Consider the following 19,146-nt stretch of genomic DNA (forward strand, 5'->3'; position numbering starts at 1 on the left):
AAAATAAAAGGGGCTCATGAGCCCCTTTTTTATGCCTTTTCTACAGTCGCCCGACCCGATGAATAAAGCGACGGGGCGAATATGGCGAGGATTGCGCCATAGGGAATTAGCATCAGCGTTCCCATGATGACCTTCACGAAGAAATCGCCGAAGGCGAGCGATGCCCAGAGCGGTACGCCAAGGCCGAGGAACGATGCCGGTTCAGTCAGTGACGAATCTGGCATTCCCGTCAGCATATCGATCCATGCGAATTGTGCGGCAAAAGCGATCGAGAAGAAGAGGATCGTGTCCAGCACCGACCCGAACATGGCGGCGGCAAAGGGCGCCTTCCACCAGGTCTTGCGACGCAGGCGGTCGAAGACGGTGATGTCCATTAGCTGTGCCAGCAGAAAGGCCGAGCCCGAAGCGATGGCGATACGTGGCGTTGCGAGCCAGATCGACATCACGACACCGAGCACGAAACCGGCATAGACGACCTTGCGCGCGGCGGCGGGGCCAAAGCGACGATTCGTCAGGTCATTGACCAGAAATGCGACCGGATAGGTGAAGGCGCCATAGGTCAGCACTTCGCCAAGGCCGAAATGCTGGAAAGGATACTGAACCAGAATATTCGATGCGGCGACCGCAACACACATGGCCAGTACAGCCGGCAAAAGCCGGGAAAATGCAGGATTCTCAATAGGCATTTTTTTATCCTGGGTGATGGAACCAGCAAAAAAGGCCGACAAAATGTCAGCCTTTTTTGTCAAATCTTCAAGACTGTAATCTTCCAGCGCATATATCCGAAAACCATTCGGGATGTGCACTGTGTTCTGTCTGAAGCAAAATCCAATTCGAAAGGCCAGCAGCCTTTCTGGATTATTGCTTAGGCAGCAACAGCTTCAGCCTGCTTCTTCGCGATCTGGCGCTTCAGAAGACGAGCGCGCTGCGACAGTTCCTTGTCGTCAGACTTGACGAGGAAAGCGTCGAGGCCGCCGCGATGTTCAACCGAACGCAGAGCGTTGGCAGAAACGCGCAGACGATAGCTCTGGCCGAGTGCTTCGGAGATCAGCGTAACGTTGCAGAGGTTCGGCAGAAAGCGGCGACGCGTCTTGTTGTTCGCGTGGCTGACATTGTTGCCGTACTGGACCGACTTGCCGGTCAATTCACAAGCGCGGGACATTTTGGTCTCACCTTCAATTTTGTTTCCGGCCCTTTTCGTTTTCTTCGAAAAGCGAAAAGGTCCCTCGTTTTCTGTTCCTCGCAATCCCTTAGCAAAATGCTTCGCACTTTTGCTGGAATTGCTCAGGCCCCGACCCGAATGTCCGAATTCAAGCATTCAAAGCAACTTAATGCTGCTGGCGCGCGATTTCGGACAGGCGGCCTATTGGGAAAGTCGCGTTTCTATAGTGACAGGAGCGCTTGCAGTCAAGTGAGATTCCGCCGCAATGCCGTAACAGCGCGGTTTTAAGGCATTCGCATTGCCTTCACGAAACGTGGCGATCATAACTTCGCCGGTTTTGCTTGGCTTACACAGATACTGTATCGAAGAATCTCTCGCAACTTTTTGACAGCTCAATGTGGTTGAAAACCATAGGCCGCCACTTCCGGGCCGGGACGCAGAAAGGAACGCCGAATATGATCGAGCCGCCACTTTTATTGAAACCTGTACGGAATCGGCTGAAGGGGCTTGTTCTGTTGTCATGCGCTGGTTTCGCGCTGAATGCAGGAGTAGCACAGGCGGACGATCTCTACAGAACCGATTACGAGATATCGATTTTCGGTCTTTCCATTGCGCGCGCCGCCACCGAGACGACCGTTAGCGGCTCCCGATATAATCTGAACGGCAATTTCAAGACCTCCGGCCTCGCCCGCGTCTTCGATGACACCAAAGGAACCGTGCACGTCACCGGCAATGCGGTCAAAGGGCAGGTTATCCCAAGCACTTTCGATCTCAACTACAAGCACGGTCGAAAAGACAAGCGGACGACCATTCGTTTTGCCAATGGCAATGTCGTCGCGTCGGAAAACCAGCCGCCGGTGAAAAAGCGCGATCCATGGGTGGAAACGTCACCGCAGCATCTGCTTAATGTCAGCGATCCGTTGAGCGCGCTGATGATTCCCGCTACCGATCCGCGTTCGGTCTGTAATCGCACGCTGAGCGTGTTTGACGGGCAGACGCGGGCAGACATCAAACTTTCCTTCAACGGCACCGAATCGTTCACCGCCGATGGCTTTACCGGCGAGTCGGTCATCTGCTCGGCCAAGTTCATTCCGATTTCCGGTTATCAGAAGGGCAAGAAGTCGATCGACTATCTGGCCAATAAGAGCCGCATCAGCGTTTCCTTCGCTTCCTTGGGCAATTCAGGCATCTATGCACCGGTCGTTGCGCGAATCAGCACACAGATCGGCACGCTGAAGATTTCCGCCTCGCGCTTCGAGAAGGTGAATTAAAGAGATGAAGCGGCAGAATGCATGAAGCCAATACTTTACAGGGAGCAGAAAGCTCCAAACCGATCTTTGGAATAAGAAAGCGCCAACTGTTCGATTTGTGATAGTGTTCTAGTGGCAAGTAAAGGTGGTCTCGGTATGGGTTTCAAGCCCATCAACCATCTGAGTGGCCATGATTACATAGTCCCCTTTCTGCACGCTTTGTGTTCGAATGTCCCAACAGCCGGTTGATTTCACAACAGGTTCAAACTTCTGCCAAAATTTGCCGTTTTTCGTAATTCCGACGTGGATAACGGTCTCTGGAGCACTCGCGGTGCCCCTTATGGCTAATCGTGCATTACGTGGTATGATACATCCTGCGTCAGGATAATTGATTTCAAGTTTAGCGCCGAAGTCAAGGACGACAAGATGACTGTTTCCTTGAATTCTTTTGCCGTCCAATAAGTAAAGAATGTTTCTTTTTGCATCAAGCGCTGGAACAGGAAGAGTGTTATCTATGCCGTACAAGTAAATGCCTTCAGGTATATCAATTCTTCTAATCAAATTGCAGCTATCTAGTTCGTAAATATTTACACATTTGCATCCAATAACATACAAAGTATCATCAATTTCATTAACAGATATAACTGATTGATCAAAATAACCTTTCAAGTTTATCTGTTTTTCGAGGTAATATGAGTTATCCATATCGTAAAAATTTATATACTGACTTACGTCGATATCATTTCTATAAATGACAATTAGATTTTTCCTCTTACTATCAACGGCGATGTCTCTTGCGGAGAAATCACTTTCACGGAAGTCTACAGCTTTATAGTGCTCTTCCGTATCTATGTTTATGCAGTAGATTACTTTCGTTACAGAATCACAACAAAATACAAGTCCAGAAGGAGTGCAGCAAAGTGCAGTTAATTCTCCATTCATTCCGAAACTAGATAGATCAATGAATTTTTCATAATCTCCAGTAATTGAATCTATTATAACTAATCCTGTCCCGTTTACGAAATATGCTTGAAATAAAATCTTTCGATCATATTTAGAATAGTAATAATTTGTTCTACCTGTATATTTATTTATTGAACTAGGTATTCTATCAACTTGAGAAAAGAAAATTAAATTTTCGTCAATGACGCTAATTTTATTCGATGTGGACCATGGAACGTAGAGATAGTTGTTATAGGAACTCACCTTAATATCTACTGGATTATCTATTTTGCTGGCTTTACCTCCATAAGAAAAATTACCGGGGGCAACATAATTGATGCGTTCTATCTCCTTCCCGTTCGAAACGTATACAGCTCCAGTTGCATCGTTCACGGTGATGGAGCTGGGGGCATCGACAACTTTTATATAGTTTATTGCTGGCTTTATCATTGTATTTCCTAATATATTCTAATCTAACGATATTTATGATACGCATTGGGTATTGGTCATTGCAACTGTAAATTGTATACACCGTTGCCTAAGGTGTTGTAATTTCTGGCAGCCATATTGTATTAAGGGCGCTGGGCTTTATCGAGTTCTTACCGATGTCGCCGTTGGGCGTTGACTTAGTGCGCCGGATGCAGGCACTCGTCGTGATTGCCCAGAATTTCGATTACACGGCATTGGTCTATGCGACCATGCGCGGTGCATTCCAGCATCCGTTGCAGTTCCGTCTTCAGCGATAGAAGCTTGGCGATACGGTGCTCGACTTCAATAAGCCGGGCGCGGGCGATAGCGTCTGCCGTGGCGCATGACTGATCCGGATTGTCCTGCAAGTCGAGTAATGTGCGGATCGAATCCACTTCAAAACCCAGATCGCGCGCGTGGCGGATGAACAAAAGCCGCTCAACATCGCTCTTGTCATAAAGGCGGCGGTTGCCCTCCGTGCGGGGGGGCACCGGCAGCAGACCGATCTGCTCATAATAGCGAATTGTCGGCACTTTGACGCCGCTGGCTTTGGAGGCTTCGCCGATGGGAAGGTTGGTTGTCATTTTTCTCTTGCTCCTCTAGTCACTAGAGGATGTAGACCTCATTCAGGACAATTCAAGAGTGCTCTGAAAGGGCAGGTCATGAATAAGGCAATAAACCAGATTCGTTTTCGCGTGGACGGCATGGATTGTGCATCCTGCGCGACGAAGATTGATACCGCCATACGCCGTGTGCCGGGTGTGGAAGAGGTTTCCGTTTCTGTGACGGCAGGCACGATGACTGTACTGCATGATGGCAGCAGCAAATCCGAAAGCATAGAAAAGAAGGTACGCAGCCTCGGCTATGGCGTCGAACGGTTGGCCGCTGAAAAGCGCGCCGCAGCGCCCAAGGCTGATGTGCATGCGCACGACCATGACCATGACCATGGAAGCTGCGGCGGCCATGATCACGATCACGACCATTCCGGGCACGACCACTCCAGCCACGACCATTCTGGCCACGACCATTCCACACATGATCACGATCATTCTGATCACGATCATGCGCATGAACAAGCTCAGGAAAAAGTGATCGCGGCATCGTCCAACAGCTTCCGCTTTCAGGTGGCGGGCATGGATTGCGCTTCCTGCGCTGCGAAGATCGACACGGCGGTACGGCGTGTTGCAGGCGTCAGCGACGTGTCGGTTTCCGTGACCAACGGGACCATGACCGTCAATCATGACGGCTCCGCAAACAGCGATGAGATTGCCGGAAAGGTGACTGGCCTTGGTTATAAAACCGCGCTCGCCGCACCGCCATCCGTAGATGCGCCGAAGCCCAGTGCACCGTCCAGGCCTCTGTCATGGTGGCGGACGGACAAGGGCCGCACGATGCTCATCTGTGGTGGCGGTCTGGTTGCGGCCTATGTGATCGGTCATCTCTATCCGCCCGTCTCGCTTTGGGCCTTTACAGCGGCGATGCTGATCGGTCTCGTGCCGATTGCCAAGCGCGCCTATATGGCTGCGATCAATGGCACGCCGTTCTCCATCGAGATGCTGATGACGATTGCCGCGATTGGCGCGGTCTTCATCGGTGCGACCGAGGAAGCGGCGGCGGTCGTGTTCCTGTTCCTCGTTGGCGAATTGCTGGAAGGTGTCGCGGCGGGCAAGGCTCGGGCCAGCATCCAGTCGCTGACGGCCCTTGTCCCGAAGACCGCTTTTCTGGAGCGCAATGGCGCGACCACGGAAGTTGCCGCCGACAGCCTTGCTGTAGGCGATATCATTTCTGTGCGTCCCGGTGACCGCATGCCAGCGGATGGTGAAATTCTGTCCGGCGAAAGCGCTATCGATGAAGCGCCGGTTACCGGTGAAAGTACACCGGTTGGTAAGGGCGCTGGCGACACCGTTTTCGCGGGCACGATCAATGGCGATGGTCTGCTGCGTGTGAAAGTCACGGCGGCGGCGCAGGACAATACCATTGCGCGTGTCGTGCGACTGGTGGAGGAAGCCCAGGAAGCCAAGGCCCCGACCGAACGCTTCATCAACCGCTTTTCGACCTATTACACGCCTGCCGTGGTGGTGGTTGCCGCACTCGTAGCCGTTCTGCCGCCGTTGGTGGGCGGTGCCGAATGGGGTGGGTGGATCTATAAGGGCCTTGCGATCTTGTTGATTGGCTGCCCTTGTGCACTGGTCATTTCCACACCGGCGGCAATCGCTGCGGCCTTGTCGTCGGGCGCCCGGCGCGGCCTTCTCATGAAGGGCGGCGCGGTGCTTGAAACCATCGGCAAGATCACCGCCGCTTGTTTCGACAAGACCGGTACGCTGACCGAAGGCAAGCCGAAGGTTACGGATGTTCTTGCTGGCGCTTTGCCGGAAGACGAGGTGTTGCGCCTTGCGGCATCACTTGATGCGGGGTCAAGCCATCCGCTTGCTCTGGCCATCGTGTCGGCCGCGGAAGAGCGTGGGTTGAAACTGTCTGCCGTCGTGCAGGGTAAAGCGCATGGCGGTAAGGGTGTTTCCGGCGTTGCGGATGGGACCGAACTGTTTCTCGGGTCGCGAAAGGCTGCAAACGATGTGTCGGCCGTTTCTGATGAACTGGCCGCACGCATCGCTGCCTGCAACGATGAAGGCAAGACGGTTTCCGTGCTCGTCGCTGGCGGCAAGATTGCCGGTGCCATCGCCATGCGCGACGAACCGCGCGCCGACGCTATTGCGGGTCTCAAGGCGCTGAAAGATGCCGGTATTCGCACGGTTATGCTGACGGGCGATAATCGCCGCACAGCGGAAGCCATCGGGCGCGATCTGGGCATCGACGTTCGTGCTGAATTGTTGCCCGAAGACAAGCAGCGCATTGTTGGCGAATTGCGGGGTGAGGGGCAGATCGTGGCCAAGGTTGGCGACGGTATCAACGATGCGCCCGCTCTTGCCGCCGCCGATGTTGGTATCGCAATGGGTGGCGGCACCGATGTGGCGCTGGAAACAGCGGATGCAGCTGTGCTTCATGGCCGGGTCGGCGATGTGGTGGCGATGGTCGATCTGTCGAAGCGCACCATGCGTAATATTCATCAGAATATCACCATTGCGCTCGGCTTGAAGGCTGTCTTCCTGGTTACCACCGTGCTGGGCATAACCGGGCTGTGGCCCGCCATTCTGGCTGATACCGGCGCAACCGTGCTGGTGACGGTCAATGCGCTGCGGTTGTTGAAACAGAAAGCCTGACTGGCTCCAGCCCCTCATCCTGAGGAGGTGCGAAAGCGCCGGTCAGGATGAGGGGGCCGGGGAGAACTATTCGCCGATCAGATCGCGGATGCGGTCACCATATTGCTTGCCGAAGGCGACGTGTTCGGGATTGATCCCCTTCACTTCATCGACAAGCTGATCTTCTTCTTCCGCATCGACGGCGGCCAGAGCACTCATCATGGCGAAATAGGCCAGAAGATAATCGCGCGGCGCAATGTTCTGCGCCTTCATCAGTTCCACCACCTGCGGGCGCGATTCGATGCTTTTCACCATGGAATCCATCGAGGGCTGCGCATCCTGTCCCTCTTCCGAGGTGGGCGAAAGCTGCATCCGTTCAAGTTCGCTGTGGATCTTTTCCATGCGCGTCAACAGGTCTTCGGTCAGCTTGAAATTATTGATTTCGGCTGGCGTTTCCGGCGGCGTGGCGATCGACAGAATGTCTTCCGCATGAGCCATTCCGGCGGAGGCAGGCAGGACAACAAGCGACAGGCCGAGCAGGGCGGCGCGGTTCAGGCTCTTGAAGCGGGAAAGGGTCATCGTCGTCTATCCTAAAGGCATAATCCCGAAAAGTTGCAGAGCTTTCGGACAAGATTATGCGTGAAACAATTGTCTTGAGCGGTCACCACAGGCGACGGCGCTAAAACATGTCTTTGCGCTTGCGAATCTCTGCAAACACGGCTTCGTCGGGCACATCCTGCATGCCAAGGCGGGCACGAATACGGCTGTCATGCCAGCGCAGGAAAGGATTGGTGGCCATTTCGAGGCTGATGCTCGACGGCAAGGTCATCTTGTCAGCGGCGCGCAGCCGTCCGATCTCCAGCGCCCGTTCTTTCAGCGCGGAATTATCCGGATCGATGGTCAGCGCAAAGCGCGCATTGCTTTCGGTATATTCATGACCGCAATAGATGGCGGTATCGCCGGGCAGGGCGACCAGCTTTTGCAGCGACTGAAACATCGTCGCGGGCGTTCCCTCGAAAAGCCGTCCGCAGCCGAGCGCAAACAGCGTATCGCCGGTGAAAACCGCCTTGGCGTCCGGGATGTAATAGGAAATCTCGCCCGCTGTGTGGCCCGGTGTTGCGATGACCCTGACCTTGAAAAGCCCAAAGGTGAATTCGTCGCCGTCACGAACCGTGCGGTCGATGCCGGGGATTTTGCTTTCTTCGGCCGCCGGGCCGATGATGCTGAGGCCAAATTTCTTTTTCAGCGCGGCATTGCCCTCGACATGGTCGAGGTGATGATGGGTGGTGAAAACGAAATCCAGCGTCCAGCCGCGCCGCTCAAGAGCCGCTTCAATGGCATGGGCATCCGGCGCATCGATTGCCGCCGTCAGCGCACTGACCGGATCGTGGATCAGGACGCCATAATTGTCACTGCGGCAGATGAATTGTTCGATATCCAGCTGTTGTGCGATGTCGACCATGCCGCGATTCCCTCAATGCCTGCCGCTCGTTCATTTTCCGTGCATGATCTTTTCGGGATCATGCACCTATGATGCGGGCTTATTGTCCTCTGTCAATGAATGCTTCTGGATAAGCGGCATTTGTAAAAGCGTGAAGACGACTGTGATGGGCATGATGCCCCAGACCTTGAACGAAACCCACGCATCGGTGGAGAAATTGCGCCAGACAACTTCGTTGGCGACCGCCAGGAAAATGAAGAACAGGCCCCAGCGGAAGGTGAGCTTCTTCCAGCCCTCGGCATCAAGCCGGAAGGCCGAATCAAACACATAGCCAAGAAGCGACTTTCCGAAGAACAGGCCGCCAAGGAGAATCGCCCCGAACAGCGTGTTGACGATGGTGGGCTTCATCTTGATGAAGGTGTCGTTGTGCAGCCAGAGTGTCAGCGCGCCGAACACAAGAACCACGATGCCGGAAATGAGCGGCATCATGGGCAGCGTGCGCGTCAATGCCCATGAAATGCCAAGCGCGATCACCGTCGCGACCATGAAAAGGGCGGTGGCCAGAAAGATCGGCTCGCCGATAGAGGCCAGTACCGGAAAATGTTCGATCAGCGTTTCGCCGCGCGCATTGGCGAAGAAGAACACCAGAAGCGGCCCCAGTTCCAGCACCAGCTTGAGCAGCGGCTGCACTTCCTTGCGCTCGGCTTCGCTCTTCTGCGACGGATCGCGTTCGAAGACGGGGTGCTCCATCAGGCAACTCCTGCAATGGCGCGGGCAAATTCATTGGCCGCAAATGGTTCGAGGTCATCGACGCCTTCGCCGACACCGATGAAATAGACCGGCAGCTTGTGCTTGGCCGAGATGGCAACAAGAATGCCGCCGCGCGCCGTTCCGTCAAGCTTGGTCATGACCAGCCCGTTTACGCCAGCGATGTTCTTGAAGATTTCGACCTGATTGAGCGCGTTCTGGCCCGTTGTGGCGTCCAGTGTTTGCAGCACGGTGTGCGGCGCTTCGGGGTCGTGCTTGCCGAGCACGCGCACGATCTTGGCAAGCTCATCCATCAGCTCGGCCTTGTTCTGCAAGCGCCCGGCTGTATCGATGATCAGCACGTCACTGCCCGCGTCCCGGGCTTTTTCCCATGCGTCATAGGCAAGACCTGCCGCATCCGCGCCAAGCTTGGACGAGACAACCGGTGCGCCTGTGCGCTCACCCCAGATATGAAGCTGTTCGATCGCCGCCGCACGGAAGGTATCGCCTGCCGCCAGCATGACCTTTAGGCCGCCCGCTGTCAGCTTTGCTGCGAGCTTGCCGATGGTCGTGGTCTTGCCAGTGCCGTTGACGCCGACAACCAGAATGACATGCGGCTTGTGGGAAAGGTCGAGTTCCAGCGGCTTGGCGACAGGGCCGAGCACTTTTTCGATTTCCGTGCTCATGATCGAGCGCACTTCATCGCTCGAAACATCCTTGCCATAGCGCCCGGAGGCCAGCGCATCGGTAACGCGCATCGCGGTTTCAAGGCCGAGATCGGCCTGAATCAGCACATCTTCCAGATCCTGAAGCGTGTCTTCGTCCAGCTTGCGCTTGGTGAAAATGCCGCCGATGGATTCGCTGAGCGAAGAGGACGACCGCGACAGACCGCGCCGCAAACGCTCGAACCACGACAGTTTCGGCTCGGCCACAGGGGCGGCAGGTGCTTCTTCGGCCTGTTCCTCGACGGCCTTGGAAACCTTGACCTTCTTCGGCTTCGCGGGCGCAGGTGTTTCGACAGGCTTCGGTTCTTCAGGCTTTTCCGGTTCTGGTTCAGGCGCAGGAGTCGGTTCTGGCTCTGGCTCCGCTTCGGGTTCCGGCGTGGCCTCGGGCTCGGGTTCGGGCTCAATAAATGGCGGCTCGATCACCGTCGGTTCCATGACCGGCGGCTGCTCGATTGGAATTTCGATTTCCGCGACAGGATGTTCCGGTTCGGGCTGCTCTTCGACAACGTCCTCGACCGCAGGCTCCGGCACCTTTTCGGCAGGCGTTTCGACGGGTTCAACAACCGGTTCCGGCGCGGCGCGGGCCACCGGTTCTTCGATAACCGGAGCTTCCGGCTCTGATGGTGCCTCTACGGCTGCTTCTTCCGGCACTTCAGCCGGTTTCGGCGCTTCCAGTGCTGCGGGCGCTTCCGGTTCTGGCGTTGGCGTGGCTTCGGTGACCGCGTCGGGCGCCGGTTGATCCACCGGTCTTTCCTCGACCTCCTTCTTGCCGAAGGAGAACATTCTCTTGATGAAACCGATTGCCATGGATTCCGATGCCTTGTTTATGCAGCTGATGGTCAGGCGGCGCGGGTGAGAAGTTTCTCACCGTCGTGGCCCGTTACCACACGTTCGATAATCTGACCCGGAGCGGCAGCTTCCGCGCCGCCTTCGACGGCTGCGAGCGTAAAGCCTTCGGTGCGGGCAATGCCTTCCTTCTCGATCAGCAGACGCTGGGTCGTGCCGGTGAGCGAGGCAAGATGTTTCTCATAGGCTCTGTCGCCTTCAGCGCGCAGCCGGGCGGCGCGCTCCTTGACGATTTCGCGCCGCACCTGCGGCATGCGCGCGGCAGGCGTGCCTTCGCGCGCGCTATATGGGAAGACGTGCAAATGGGTCAGGCCGCATTCCTCGACGATCTTCATCGAGTTCTGGAACATGTCCTCGGTTTCGGTCGGAAAGCCGGTGATGATATCCGCGCCGAACACGATATCGGGGCGCAGCGAACGCACGGTTTCGCAAAAGCGAATGGAATCGTCGCGCAGATGGCGGCGTTTCATGCGTTTCAGGATCATGTCGTCGCCCGCCTGCAAGGACAGGTGCAGATGCGGCATCAGCCGCTTTTCATTGGCAATGGCGTCCATCAGGTCGTCATCCGCCTCGATGGAATCGATGGACGAAAGACGCAGGCGCTGAAGGTCCGGCACCTGATTGAGAACCGTCTTGACCAGTTTGCCGAGGCGCAGGCTTCCCGGAAGGTCGGGGCCGTAGGAGGTCATGTCCACGCCGGTCAGCACCACTTCGGCATAACCATTGCCGACAAGGCGCTTCACCTGTTCCACCACCGCGCCCATCGGCACTGAGCGGGAATTGCCGCGACCATACGGGATGATGCAGAACGTGCAGCGATGGTCGCAACCATTCTGGACCTGCACGAAGGCGCGTGCGCGGCCTTCGATGGCGTCGACCATGTGGCTCGCGGTTTCGCGCACTTCCATAATGTCGTTGACGCGCACCTTCTCAAACTGGTTCACGCCGAAATCGGGCAACATGCGATAGGAGTTGGATTTCAGCTTTTCCTCATTGCCAAGCACGAGGTCCACTTCATCCATGGATGCGAAATTGTCTGCTTCGGTCTGTGCCGCGCAGCCGGTTACGATGATGCGGGCTTCCGGATTTTCGCGGCGCGCCTTGCGGATGGCCTGACGGGCCTGCCGCACGGCTTCCGACGTCACGGCGCAGGTGTTGAAGATGATCGCGCCATCCTTCAACTGTCCAAGACCGGCAGCGTCGGCTTCGCGCTTCATCACCTCGGATTCATAGGTGTTGAGGCGGCATCCGAATGTTACGACTTCCACGCTCATCAGGCAGCACCCTTGTCCGCAGACGTGTCCGCCGTTAGGCGGCTCTCAAGGTCGCGGCTCCAGTCGCCGCTTGCCGGGTCGAATGTGCCGGAAAATTCCCACTCAGCCGGGCCAGTCATCATGACATGATCGTCGTCACGCCATTCAATCAGCAGAGGGCCGCCTGGAACATTGACCGTGACATTCCGGCCGGTGCGGCGCGTGCGTGCGCCGGAGACGGCGGCAGCACAGGCGGCAGAACCACAGGCGCGGGTCAGCCCGGCGCCGCGTTCCCAGGTGCGCAGATCCATCGTTTCCGGTGATGTGACGCGGGCAATCGAGATATTGGCGCGTTCCGGGAAAATCGGATGGTTTTCCAGAAGCGGGCCGAACTTCTCCAATTCATAGGACCACACATCGCGGTCCACCCAGAAGATCGCATGCGGATTGCCCATCGAGGCGACCGAAGGCGAATGCAGCACCGGCGCATCGATAGGGCCAACCTGAAGCTCGATCATACGCGTGTCTTGAAATTCTTCGGCAAGCGGAATTTCCTGCCAGCCGAAACGCGGCTTGCCCATATCGACGGAAATCAGCCCGTCATCATGTTCTTTGGCGGTCAGAATTCCCGCACGGGTCTCGAAGGTGAAGGCGCGCTTGCCGGTCTCGGCGGCCAGCGCCTGCACCACGCAGCGCGTGCCGTTGCCGCAGGCCTGCGCTTCCGTGCCATCGCAATTGATGATCGATATATAATTGTCCGTGCCCGGCGTGCGCGGATCATGAATGGCCATGATCTGGTCGAAGGCCGTTTCGCTCGCACCGGCAAGATGAATGGCGGCTTCAGGCGTGATGCGGTCTGCGCGACCGCGCATATCGGCAACGATGATCTGATTGCCGAGCCCGTTCATCTTGGCGAAGGCTGCCCTGGTGGCCATAGCTGTCGTGGTTCCGTTCTGCCTGCGGTTGCATTGATGCAGCCGAAAGGTTTGTTCAATGGGTTATCTGGCGTATAGAGCGGTTTCATTTGAAATCGCTCTATCTCATTGTTTTTGAGTACATCTTGTCCGAAAACCGTTTCACACTCTTCGGGATGTGCTCTATATGGCGGAAAACCCCGCAAATTGCCAGTGCCAGCAATATATCTAACGTTGCTATCAGCTCATATGGTCGGTTCCGCGGTTCCGTTTCGAGCCATGTACCCATAAAACTGTGGCCTTCCTGTCCCAGTCCCAAAATTTATGAGCAATTTCAAACCCGGATTGATCACTCCTGCGCAAATTGCCGGGAGATGGTGTTGATTTTTTAACCATATAGCCATTTTATCGCGCCAATATTGGTGTGATAGCTGGGTTTCGCGTGAGCGTGGTTTGCGCCGCTATCCCAAGACCTCGACCGAAATGGAGAACCTGATGGGAATTTCGAAAGCAAGTTTGCTGAGCCTGGCAGCGGCTGGCATCGTATTGGCCGGCTGTCAGAGCTCCCGGATGGGCAACGACCTCGGGCCTGTTTCCCCGCCGCCTCCGCCAGCACCCTTGCAGGCCGCACCGCAAGGTTCTGTGCAGAAGGGCAATCTCAATTCGCCGGATGGATCGCAGTTCCCGACCGCTCCAACCACCAATCCCGGCATGCAGCCGGGCAATACGCAGGTTGCAAGCCTGCCGCCCGCATCGGCGCCTGATCTGACGCCGGGTAGCGTCGCAGGCGTCTGGAACGCCTCGCTTGGCGGCCAGAGCTGTAAGGTTGCCACGCCGCAGACCAAATATGGTCAGGGTTTCCGCGCAGGTCCGCTGCGTTGCCCGGGCGAACTGGCAAACCTCGCTTCCTGGGCCGTCAACGGCAAGCAGCTTGTGCTTTACGATGGATCGGGCGGCACGGTCGCTTCGCTTTATTCGTCCGGTCAGGGCCGTTTCGACGGTCAGACCACCGGCGGTCAGGCCCTGTCACTTTCGCGTTAATCTGAGATCGGCGCGCTGATTTAAACGTGGCGCGCTGATATAAAGCCGAAACAATCGATCGCGGCGGGGCGTCTCCGGACTGCTCCGCCGAATTTTAAGTAGAGGTTTCACGGAACCTGTCATGTCCTTTGATGGTAATCTGAAAGCGTTTCCCTCCGTCCGCGAGCATTACGATGCATTGGTCGCATCTGGCGAAGTGGAGGCTGATCCCGCGCAGCTCGAACTCACCAGCCGTTATGACCGGCTGATCGAGGAGATTTGCACCAAGCGGCTTTCGCGCAAGTCCAGCGCGCTTGGCTGGCTTTTCGGCAAGCGCAAGCAAGCACAGGAAATCGTCAAGGGGCTTTATGTTCATGGCGAGGTCGGCCGCGGCAAGACCATGCTGATGGACATGTTCTTTTCGCTTCTGCCCATCGAGCGCAAACGCCGTGCGCATTTCAACGATTTCATGGCTGACGTGCATGATCGCATCAATGCGCATCGGCAGGCCTTGAAGCGCGGCGAGACCAAGCAGGACGATCCGATCCCGCCGGTTGCCGACGCGCTGAGCGCGCAGGCATGGGTTCTATGCTTCGACGAGTTCACGGTGACGGATATTGCCGATGCAATGATCCTGTCGCGCCTCTTCAGCGCGCTGTTCGCGCGCGGCGTCGTGCTGATTGCCACGTCGAATGTCGCACCGGACAATCTCTATCGTGACGGCCTGAACCGCCAGCTGTTCCTGCCCTTTGTCGATATTCTCAAGAAGCATGTCGACGTGATCAATCTCGATTCGCGCACCGACTATCGTCTGGAAAAGCTGGACCGCCAGCCGGTCTATCTCTCCCCGCTGGGTGGCGAGACGGCGAAGCGGATGGATGCCGCCTGGGCTGCGCAGAAGGACGGCGTGGAAGAAAAGCCGGACGTCATTCGCATCAAGGGGCGTGATGTCGAGGTACCGCATTCTGTTCCGGGCGCTGCGCGTTTCAGTTTCGAGGAACTGTGCAGCCGCCCGCTTGGCGCTGCGGACTATCTGGCCATTGTCGGTCGCTATTCGACCTTGTTCATCGACAATGTACCGATGCTCGATCTTTCGCGGCGCAATGAAGCCAAGCGTTTTATCTTGCTGGTGGACGTTCTTTACGACCATCATGCCCGTGTGTTCATCACGGCGGAAGCGCAGCCGGAAAAGCTTTATGTTGCGAAAAGCGGCACCGAGGCATTCGAATTCGACCGCACCGCATCGCGTCTCTTCGAGATGCAGAGCGCCGAATATCTGTCGCAGATACCGGAGAAGGCCGTCTGAGATCGGTGCTTTTCTCTGATCGGTTTGATCTTGAAGATGGCTCACCGATTCTGCGAGCCGTCTCTGGCTACCAAACTTCCGGCCATATCATCTGATTGCCACAGACTGGACTTATATCCTCAATCGGCTATCGTGCCCGCGCAAATTCAGCGCTCCGGCCCCGAAACGCGGAAGCGGTTTTTGGGAAGCGGAGTGTGTAGGTTCAGATAGTTAGAGCGACCTTGATGCACCCGGAAGGATGTATCTGCTCTAGGAGTGTTGCATCCGGCATGTTCATGCGGGATGTGGCATTGACCGATCGGATTGGCGGCTTGCCTATCGCATCACCGGCAGGGTGATGACGGGCGAGACAGAGGGGAATTGCCATTATTTCGCCCAATTATCTTACGTTTACGTAAGAACATATAATTCTAACCGATTGAAAACATTGGTCGCAAAATAATGAGTTGTGTTTTTTTGCAAAGAGTCATATCGAACCCTCGCAGCGCTTAAGCGTTTCCGGGAGGACACCGGATGGCTTCATGCGTTTCTGGATCAAACTTGAGGAAAGAAACAATCATGGCACGCAACAAGATTGCCCTCATCGGCTCCGGTATGATTGGCGGCACGCTCGCTCATCTCGCCGGTCTGAAGGAACTGGGCGACGTCGTCCTTTTTGATATTGCGGAAGGTACTCCGCAGGGCAAGGGACTGGATATCGCCGAATCTTCTCCGGTTGACGGTTTTGATGCGAAGTTTACCGGCGCCAACGATTACGCAGCCATCGAAGGCGCGGACGTTGTCATCGTTACCGCAGGTGTGCCGCGCAAGCCTGGCATGAGCCGCGACGATCTTCTGGGCATCAACCTGAAGGTGATGGAACAGGTTGGCGCAGGCATCAAGAAATATGCGCCTGAAGCCTTCGTCATCTGCATCACCAACCCGCTCGACGCGATGGTCTGGGCCCTGCAGAAGTTCTCGGGCCTTCCGGCTCACAAGGTTGTCGGCATGGCTGGCGTTCTCGACAGCGCCCGTTTCCGTTATTTCCTCTCGGAAGAGTTCAACGTTTCGGTTGAAGACGTCACGGCATTCGTGCTCGGCGGCCACGGCGACAGCATGGTTCCGCTGGCCCGCTACTCGACCGTTGCTGGCATTCCGCTGCCGGACCTCGTCAAGATGGGCTGGACCAGCCAGGAAAAGCTCGACAAGATCATTCAGCGCACCCGTGACGGCGGCGCGGAAATCGTCGGTCTGCTCAAGACCGGTTCGGCTTTCTACGCTCCGGCGTCCTCGGCCATTCAGATGGCTGAATCCTACCTCAAGGACAAGAAGCGCGTTCTGCCTGTCGCTGCCCAGCTGACCGGTCAGTATGGCGTGAAGGACATGTATGTCGGCGTGCCGACCGTGATCGGCGCCAATGGCGTTGAACGCATCATCGAAATCGACCTCGACAAGGACGAAAAGGCCGAGTTCGAAAAGTCGGTGGCTTCGGTTGCCGGTCTTTGCGAAGCCTGCATCGGTATCGCTCCGTCGCTCAAGTAATATCCAGACAAGGCCGGATGCTCTGTTTTTGACGGGGCTCCGGCCTTTTCCGGCTGTCAATCCGTACCGGCTCGCCAAACGAACCGGGAATCCGTAGAGGACAACCAGATGAATATTCACGAATATCAGGCCAAGCGCCTGCTTCACACCTACGGCGCGCCGATCGCCAACGGTGTGGCTGTCTATTCCGTCGAGCAGGCGGAAGAGTGGGCAAAGACGCTTCCCGGACCGCTTTATGTCGTCAAGAGCCAGATCCATGCTGGCGGACGCGGCAAGGGCAAGTTCAAGGAACTCGGCCCGGACGCCAAGGGCGGCGTGCGCCTCGCCAAGTCGGTTGAGGAAGTGGTTGCCAATGCGAAGGAAATGCTCGGCAACACGCTCGTCACCAAGCAGACCGGCCCTGCCGGCAAGCAGGTCAACCGTCTTTACATTGAAGATGGCGCCGACATTGATCGCGAACTCTATCTCTCGATCCTGATCGACCGCACCGTCGGCCGTCCGGCTTTCGTCGTTTCGACCGAAGGCGGCATGGACATCGAAGCCGTTGCCGAAGAAACCCCTGAAAAGATCGTGACTGTCGCCATCGATCCGGCCAAGGGCGTAACGGACGAAGACGCCAACAAGCTCGCCGACGCGCTGAAGCTTGAAGGTCAGGCTCGCGAAGACGGCGTGAAGCTGTTCCCGATCCTCTACAAGGCCTTCACCGAAAAGGACATGAGCCTTCTCGAGATCAACCCGCTGATCGTCATGACCGATGGCCGCGTGCGCGTTCTCGATGCCAAGGTATCGTTCGACGGCAATGCGCTGTTCCGTCATCCTGACATTCAGGAACTGCGCGATCTGTCGGAAGAAGACGAAAAAGAGATCGAAGCTTCCAAGTACGACCTCGCTTATGTCGCTCTCGACGGCAATATCGGCTGCATGGTCAACGGCGCTGGCCTTGCCATGGCAACGATGGACATCATCAAGCTCTACGGTGCAGAACCTGCCAACTTCCTCGACGTTGGTGGCGGCGCTTCCAAGGAGAAGGTGACGGCTGCATTCAAGATCATCACCGCTGATCCGGCTGTACAGGGCATTCTGGTCAACATCTTCGGTGGCATCATGAAGTGCGACGTGATCGCCGAAGGCGTGATCGCTGCGGTCAAGGAAGTCGGCCTGAAGGTTCCGCTGGTTGTCCGTCTTGAAGGCACCAATGTGGAACTCGGCAAGAAGATCATCAACGAGAGCGGCCTGAACGTTATTTCGGCTGACGATCTCGACGATGCGGCGCAGAAGATCGTCGCTGCTGTGAAGGGGAATTAAGGCATGTCCATTCTCGTTAACAAGGACACCAAGGTTCTCGTACAGGGCCTGACCGGCAAGACCGGTACTTTCCATACCGAACAGGCGCTTGCTTACTACGGCACGCAGATGGTCGGCGGTATCCATCCGAAGAAGGGTGGCGAAACCTGGGAAGGCTCGAAGGGCGAAAAGCTCCCGATCTTCGCAACCGTTGCCGAAGCCAAGGAACGCACGGGCGCCGATGCATCCGTGATCTACGTTCCGCCAGCAGGCGCAGCCGACGCGATCATCGAAGCCATCGAAGCTGAAGTTCCGTTCATCGTCTGCATCACCGAAGGCATTCCGGTCCTGGACATGGTTCGCGTCAAGGAGCGTCTGGAACGCTCGAAGTCGCGCCTGCTCGGACCGAACTGCCCGGGCATCCTGACCCCTGAAGAATGCAAGATCGGCATCATGCCGGGCAATATCTTCAAGAAGGGTTCGGTGGGTGTTGTATCGCGCTCCGGCACGCTTACCTATGAAGCTGTGTTCCAGACCTCGAACGAGGGCCTCGGCCAGACCACTGCTGTCGGTATCGGCGGCGACCCGGTCAAGGGCACCGAGTTCATCGACGTGCTGGAAATGTTCCTGGCCGACGACGAAACCAAGTCGATCGTCATGATCGGTGAAATCGGCGGTTCGGCTGAAGAAGATGCGGCTCAGTTCCTCAAGGACGAAGCCAAGCGCGGTCGCAAGAAGCCAATGGTCGGCTTCATCGCTGGCCGTACGGCTCCTGCCGGACGCACCATGGGCCATGCCGGCGCCGTGATCTCCGGTGGCAAGGGCGGAGCGGAAGACAAGATTGCAGCCATGGAATCGGCTGGCATCCGCGTCTCCCCGTCGCCTGCGCAGCTCGGCAAGACGCTGGTCGAAGTCCTCAAGGGCTAAGATCGGTTCGAGTTTGAATATCCCGGCGGCGGCGAAAGCCGCTGCCGGGTTTGGCATAACAAAGACATACTGAAGCCGGATACCGGGCTTTAAGGGCCGGGCTTTAAGGGAATGGCAGGCATTCGCGGTCATTCTCCGGTGTC

General features: G+C 56.5%; 17 protein-coding genes. 7 read left to right on the top strand and 10 right to left on the bottom strand.

All coding sequences use genetic code 11. From position 1 onward, the window contains the following. Positions 1-29: 29 nt before the first annotated feature. Together FGI60_RS04775 and rpmB are read right to left on the bottom strand one after the other, a co-directional pair. The gene (locus FGI60_RS04775; protein WP_138784146.1) at positions 30-686 is read right to left on the bottom strand and encodes a queuosine precursor transporter; all 657 of its coding nucleotides are present in this window, start codon (positions 684-686) and stop codon (positions 30-32) included. Between the two features lie 179 nt (positions 687-865). Beyond that, positions 866-1,162, bottom strand: a complete 297-nt coding sequence (gene rpmB / locus FGI60_RS04780) for a 50S ribosomal protein L28 (protein WP_078337585.1) — start codon at positions 1,160-1,162, stop codon at positions 866-868. A gap of 455 nt (positions 1,163-1,617) precedes the next feature. Here rpmB and FGI60_RS04785 point away from each other — a divergent pair, with 455 nt between their 5' ends. Beyond that, a complete protein-coding gene (locus tag FGI60_RS04785; RefSeq protein ID WP_138784147.1) occupies positions 1,618-2,433 on the top strand; it encodes a DUF3108 domain-containing protein in 816 nt (271 codons plus the stop codon). Positions 2,434-2,541: 108 nt separating this feature from the next. On the opposite strand, the gene FGI60_RS04790 is transcribed toward FGI60_RS04785, so the two are convergent. Together FGI60_RS04790 and FGI60_RS04795 are read right to left on the bottom strand one after the other, a co-directional pair. Next, complete coding sequence (locus FGI60_RS04790) at positions 2,542-3,804, bottom strand: hypothetical protein (RefSeq protein WP_138784148.1); 1,263 nt, start codon at positions 3,802-3,804, stop codon at positions 2,542-2,544. Positions 3,805-3,980: 176 nt separating this feature from the next. After that, positions 3,981-4,406, bottom strand: coding sequence for a MerR family transcriptional regulator (locus FGI60_RS04795; RefSeq protein ID WP_078337583.1), 426 nt, complete (start codon positions 4,404-4,406; stop codon positions 3,981-3,983). 78 nt (positions 4,407-4,484) lie between these two features. On the opposite strand from FGI60_RS04795, the gene FGI60_RS04800 reads away from it, so the two are divergent. Beyond that, a complete protein-coding gene (locus tag FGI60_RS04800) occupies positions 4,485-7,040 on the top strand; it encodes a heavy metal translocating P-type ATPase (RefSeq protein ID WP_138784149.1) in 2,556 nt (851 codons plus the stop codon). Positions 7,041-7,106: 66 nt separating this feature from the next. Here the strand turns inward: FGI60_RS04800 and FGI60_RS04805 are convergent, their stop codons facing one another. The 6 genes from FGI60_RS04805 to dapF all read right to left on the bottom strand — a co-directional run bounded on the left by FGI60_RS04805 (position 7,107) and on the right by dapF (position 12,966). After that, positions 7,107-7,598, bottom strand: coding sequence for a hypothetical protein (locus FGI60_RS04805; RefSeq protein WP_138784150.1), 492 nt, complete (start codon positions 7,596-7,598; stop codon positions 7,107-7,109). 100 nt (positions 7,599-7,698) lie between these two features. Beyond that, positions 7,699-8,481 (bottom strand): hydroxyacylglutathione hydrolase, encoded by a 783-nt coding sequence (gene gloB / locus FGI60_RS04810; RefSeq protein ID WP_138784151.1) that lies wholly within the window; start codon positions 8,479-8,481, stop codon positions 7,699-7,701. A gap of 66 nt (positions 8,482-8,547) precedes the next feature. Next, positions 8,548-9,210, bottom strand: coding sequence for a septation protein A (locus FGI60_RS04815; protein WP_138784152.1), 663 nt, complete (start codon positions 9,208-9,210; stop codon positions 8,548-8,550). Next, positions 9,210-10,739 carry a signal recognition particle-docking protein FtsY gene (ftsY, locus tag FGI60_RS04820; protein ID WP_138784153.1) on the bottom strand — a complete coding sequence of 510 codons (1,530 nt, stop codon included), beginning with the start codon at positions 10,737-10,739 and terminating at the stop codon, positions 9,210-9,212. Before ftsY ends, FGI60_RS04815 begins: the two co-directional genes overlap by 1 nt. Before the next feature lie 32 nt (positions 10,740-10,771). Then, positions 10,772-12,052, bottom strand: a complete 1,281-nt coding sequence (gene mtaB, locus FGI60_RS04825; RefSeq protein WP_138784154.1) for a tRNA (N(6)-L-threonylcarbamoyladenosine(37)-C(2))-methylthiotransferase MtaB — start codon at positions 12,050-12,052, stop codon at positions 10,772-10,774. After that, positions 12,052-12,966: a diaminopimelate epimerase gene (gene dapF, locus FGI60_RS04830; protein ID WP_138784155.1), complete on the bottom strand. Its 915-nt coding sequence runs from the start codon at positions 12,964-12,966 to the stop codon at positions 12,052-12,054. Before dapF ends, mtaB begins: the two co-directional genes overlap by 1 nt. 474 nt (positions 12,967-13,440) lie before the next feature. Here dapF and FGI60_RS04835 point away from each other — a divergent pair, with 474 nt between their 5' ends. The 5 genes from FGI60_RS04835 (at position 13,441) to sucD (ending at position 19,003) form a co-directional block, all read left to right on the top strand. Continuing rightward, entirely contained in the window at positions 13,441-13,986 is a 546-nt protein-coding gene (locus FGI60_RS04835; RefSeq protein ID WP_078337575.1) for a protease inhibitor Inh/omp19 family protein, read from the top strand. Between the two features lie 121 nt (positions 13,987-14,107). Further along, the gene (gene zapE / locus FGI60_RS04840; protein WP_138784156.1) at positions 14,108-15,271 is read left to right on the top strand and encodes a cell division protein ZapE; all 1,164 of its coding nucleotides are present in this window, start codon (positions 14,108-14,110) and stop codon (positions 15,269-15,271) included. 558 nt (positions 15,272-15,829) lie between these two features. Beyond that, positions 15,830-16,792 (top strand): malate dehydrogenase, encoded by a 963-nt coding sequence (mdh, locus tag FGI60_RS04850; RefSeq protein WP_078337573.1) that lies wholly within the window; start codon positions 15,830-15,832, stop codon positions 16,790-16,792. A 108-nt stretch (positions 16,793-16,900) separates the two neighbouring features. Further along, complete coding sequence (gene sucC, locus FGI60_RS04855) at positions 16,901-18,097, top strand: ADP-forming succinate--CoA ligase subunit beta (RefSeq protein ID WP_078337572.1); 1,197 nt, start codon at positions 16,901-16,903, stop codon at positions 18,095-18,097. A gap of 3 nt (positions 18,098-18,100) precedes the next feature. Continuing rightward, positions 18,101-19,003: a succinate--CoA ligase subunit alpha gene (sucD, locus tag FGI60_RS04860; RefSeq protein WP_078337571.1), complete on the top strand. Its 903-nt coding sequence runs from the start codon at positions 18,101-18,103 to the stop codon at positions 19,001-19,003. Positions 19,004-19,146 lie beyond the last annotated feature (143 nt).

It is taken from the genome of Brucella haematophila (assembly GCF_005938105.1).
GTDB classification, from domain to species: Bacteria; Pseudomonadota; Alphaproteobacteria; order Rhizobiales; family Rhizobiaceae; genus Brucella; species Brucella haematophila.